At 64.5% G+C, this 3,871-nt stretch carries 3 protein-coding genes and 1 pseudogene; all 4 read left to right on the top strand.

What is annotated here, in order from left to right:
* Positions 1-673, top strand: a 673-nt coding sequence (locus tag AC5JJ6_RS03065) for a glycosyltransferase family 2 protein (RefSeq protein WP_496040635.1), incomplete at its 5' end; no start/stop codon positions are given.
* Positions 670-2,049, top strand: coding sequence for a glycosyltransferase family 4 protein (locus AC5JJ6_RS03060; protein WP_496040634.1), 1,380 nt, complete (start codon positions 670-672; stop codon positions 2,047-2,049). The genes AC5JJ6_RS03065 and AC5JJ6_RS03060, both read left to right, overlap by 4 nt.
* Positions 2,050-2,091: 42 nt before the next feature.
* A complete protein-coding gene (locus AC5JJ6_RS03055) occupies positions 2,092-3,273 on the top strand; it encodes a polysaccharide pyruvyl transferase family protein (RefSeq protein ID WP_496040633.1) in 1,182 nt (393 codons plus the stop codon).
* A 79-nt stretch (positions 3,274-3,352) separates the two neighbouring features.
* A pseudogene (locus AC5JJ6_RS03050) lies at positions 3,353-3,871 on the top strand (hypothetical protein); the annotation flags it as partial.

Raw genomic sequence — 3,871 nt, 5'->3', positions numbered from 1 at the left:
CGCCGGAGCGCATGAGCGCCTGTCGCCCTCGCTCCGCCGTTTCGCCGAGTTCTACGACCTGTCGATCAAGCTGGTGCCCTGCCCGCAGGCGCACGACATCTATCAGGCGATGGATGCCGGGGTGCGCCACGCCTCCTCCGACATGCTGCTTCTGCTGTCGCCTTCGGTGCTGCCGACCTCGACCGGCTGGCTGTCGGATCTGGAATGGGCCTACAAGACCAGCGGCAGGACCGGCATGGTCAGCCCCACCCTGCTGTACGAGGATTTCTCGATCCGCTTCGCCGGCATCCAGCAGATCAGCGCGCAGTCCGCCGTTTCGCAGTACGCCGGCTATTCCCGCGACTGGCTGAAGGGCCGGGAACTCACCACCGTCCAGGCGGCCTCGACCGACTGTGCCCTGATCCCGCGCGCCGCCTTCCTCGGCGCCGGTGGCTTCAGCGCCGATTTCGTCGGCACCGACTTCAAGAGCGTCGATTTCTGCCTGAAGCTGCGCGCCGCCGGCCATGTCTGCCTGTGGCTGCCGACCGTCCAGCTGATCGCCCTGGACGAGCAGCCCCGCGAGCAGGCCCAGGAATACTGGCTACAGACCGGCGGGCTCGTGGACCGCTGGGGCTTCGAGCGGAAATGGCCGCGTCTCCACACCACCCAACCGCTCGGGAGCATCGACCGATGACCGGCATGGAAATCGCCAAGCGGGACAAGCGCGTCCTGATCGTCAGCCACGGACACCCGACCTTCTCGCTGGGCGGCGGCGAGGTGGCGTCCTACAACCTGTTCAACGGCATCCATGATCTGCCCGGCTGGGAGAGCTTCTATCTCGCCCGCGTCGGTCCCCCGGTCAACCGCCATAAGGACAGCGCGCTGATGAGCCTTCGCCAGAAGGAGCGCGAGATCCTCTACTACGCCAACGACTACGACCATTTCCGCTGCTCCAACCGCAATCTGGCGGGCTTGCAGCAGGACTTCGTCCGCTACGTCGTGGACCTGCAACCCGACGTGATCAACTTCCACCATTACATCGGTCTGGGCGTGGAGACGATCTACGCCCTGAAGCAGGCGCTGCCGCGCGTGCCTGTTGTCATCACCTTCCACGAATACCTGTCGATCTGCCACCACCACGGCCAGATGGTCAAGACCAGCCGCAACACGCTCTGCTACCGGTCGTCGCCGGCCGAATGCACCAACTGCTTCCCCCACATCCCGGAAAGCCAGTTCTTCAAGCGCGAAGCCTTCCTCAAGACCTTCTTCGAGATGGCCGACTTCTACATCAGCCCGAGCGAGTTCCTGATCGACCGCTACGTCGATTGGGGCCTGCCGCGCGAGAAGTTCCGCATGATCGAGAACGGCCTGACGGTGGAGGAGATCGTGCCGCCCCGTCCGCTGCCCAAGGGCGGCCGGCGCAACCGCTTCGGCTTCTTCGGCCAAGTCAGCGAGTTCAAGGGCCTGCACGTGCTGGTCGAGGCCGTCTCCCGCGTGTCCGACAAGGACTGGGGCGACGACAGCGCGCTGATGATCTTCGGCGGCAACCTGGAAAAGCAGCCCGAAGCGTTCCAGAAGAAATTCAACGAATTGACGGAGAAGGCCGGCAACCGCGTCCGCTTCTACGGCAGCTACCGCTCGGCGGAACTGCCCAGCCTGATGAAGGACGTGGACTGGCTGATCATTCCGTCGATCTGGTGGGAGAACTCGCCGGTCGTGATCCAGGAAGCCTTCCTGCACGGCCGGCCGATCATCGCCAGCAATATCGGCGGCATGGCCGAGAAGGTCACCCACAACGTGGACGGCATCCATTTCCGCAATGCCAGCGTGGAAGACCTGATCGATCGCCTGACCGACGTCCTGCGCACCCCCGACCTGTGGGACCGCCTGCGGGCACGCATCAAGCGGCCGATCGACCGCCAGGAATGCGCCCGCCGCCATACCGAAATCTTCAACGCCCTGCTCGCCGGAGCCTCCGTCCAGGGCACTCCTTCACCGGCAACTACGGCACCCGCTACGGCGGGTCAGGGCACTCAAGTCCTCGACCGCGCCGTCGCCCAGCCGCTCTGACCTCAACCGAAACCGACGCTATCACACCCCAGGGAGATTCCTTTGGCTAAAATCCTCGTCATGATCCCGTCGGGCGAAGTCTATAATCATGACTGCGTCCGCTGGTACGAATACCAGCAGGTCCAGAAGCACATCGACCACTACCACAACATCGGCGACGCCTTCGTCTTCGATTCCTCGCTGAAGCTCCTGAACTACGACAAGCTCGACGTACTGACGATCCGCAACGTCAAGCCGGGCGACGTCGAGCGCTACAACGCCGAATACGACTACGTCTTCCTGCGCGGCTCCAACTACATCCACAGCCACATGGAATGGGAGAACGCCGAGCAGGTCCTGCCCAAGCTGAAGATTCCGATCCTCGCCTTCGGCGTCGGCGCCCAGGCCCCCAAGGAAGGCAAGCTTCAGCTTTCCGAGCAGAGCAAGCGGATCTGGAGCATCATCGCCGACAAGTCGGCCTCGCTCGGCGTGCGCGGCACCTATACCGCCGAAGTGCTGTGGGACCTCGGCATCAAGAACGTCCGGATCGTCGGCTGCCCGACCGCCTTCCGCAACAACGACCCGGATCTGCGCATCGACCTGCCGCCGCTCGACCAGATCAAGAACGTCGGCTTCACGATGCGCCGCGAGGTTTCGGCCGCCTATGCGCAGGACATCGAGACCTACCTGACGCGCCACCGCGACGTGGTCAAGGAGATGGCCCGCCGGTTCGACATCGTCATGATGATGCAGGGCGAGGTCGAGGAGAAGAAGCTGCTTTGGGGCACTGACGAGCAGAAGGCCCACGCCCTGGCCGAGCTGAAGAACAATGGCTGGATCGGCAAGTGGTTCCTCGATGAGGAGATGGAGGAGCTTTACAAGACCCGCCTGTGGTACTCGGACGTCGTGTCCGACTATGAGGACCTCGTGCGCTCCAAGGACCTCGTGCTGGGCTACCGTCTGCACGGCAACCTGATGGCTCTCGCCAACCGGACGCCGTCGATCTACTTCAGCTACGACAGCCGGACGGTCGAGTTCGCCGAGACCTTCGCGATCCCCTGCTACGACGTGTTCTCGCAGAAGCCGTTCGTTCTGGAGGATTATTGGGATCAGGCGCGGTTCGAGCGTTTCAACCGCACCTACTATCAGCGTTTCCGCGACATGCGCGCCTTCCTGGACGAAAACTTCATCGACCACAAGATGCACCACGGCATCGCCAAGCCGCGCCGCCTCCAGGTCGCGTAAAGCCTGAAGCCTACTCGCCGGCGCCGGGATCGTGTTCCCGGCGCCGGCTATTCGTTGCCCGCACCGGAAAAGAACGCCCATGTCCGCAGCGCTCCAAACCCTCGCCCCGCAGCCGGCCGACATCGACGGCCGGATCGACGCCATAACGGGCGGCCGGCTCTATGGCTGGGCCTGGGACCGGGTCCGCCCGTCCGACCACCTGGAAGTCGAGATCCGCGTCGGCGACAGGCTGGTCGCCACCGCTTTCGCCAACCAGCCGCGCGACGACCTGAAGGCCAACGGAGTCGGCGACGGCTGCCACGCCTTCGAACTGGCGGTCGATCTCGCCCCCGGCGAAACGCCGGTCGCCATCGCCCGTTCGCCGGTCACCGGCGACGTCATGCCGCTGCGCCTGCCGTCCGACGTCGAGACGGTCACCGAAAGCGTCCTCGGCCCCACTTTGCTCCGCATGTCGGCCCTGATGGACGCCACCCAGCGCAACCAGCAGACGGTTCTGCGCGGCCTGCGCGAGTTGATGAAGCAGGGTCAGGCCGCCCCCAACGCCGACAAGCGCCTGGAGGAACTGGCGGCATCCCAGGAGGAGCTGAGAACCCAGGTC

The organism is Skermanella sp., from assembly GCF_059503625.1.
The sequence above is the reverse complement of the archived record's forward strand: the minus strand, read 5'-3'. Positions and strand labels throughout refer to the sequence as shown.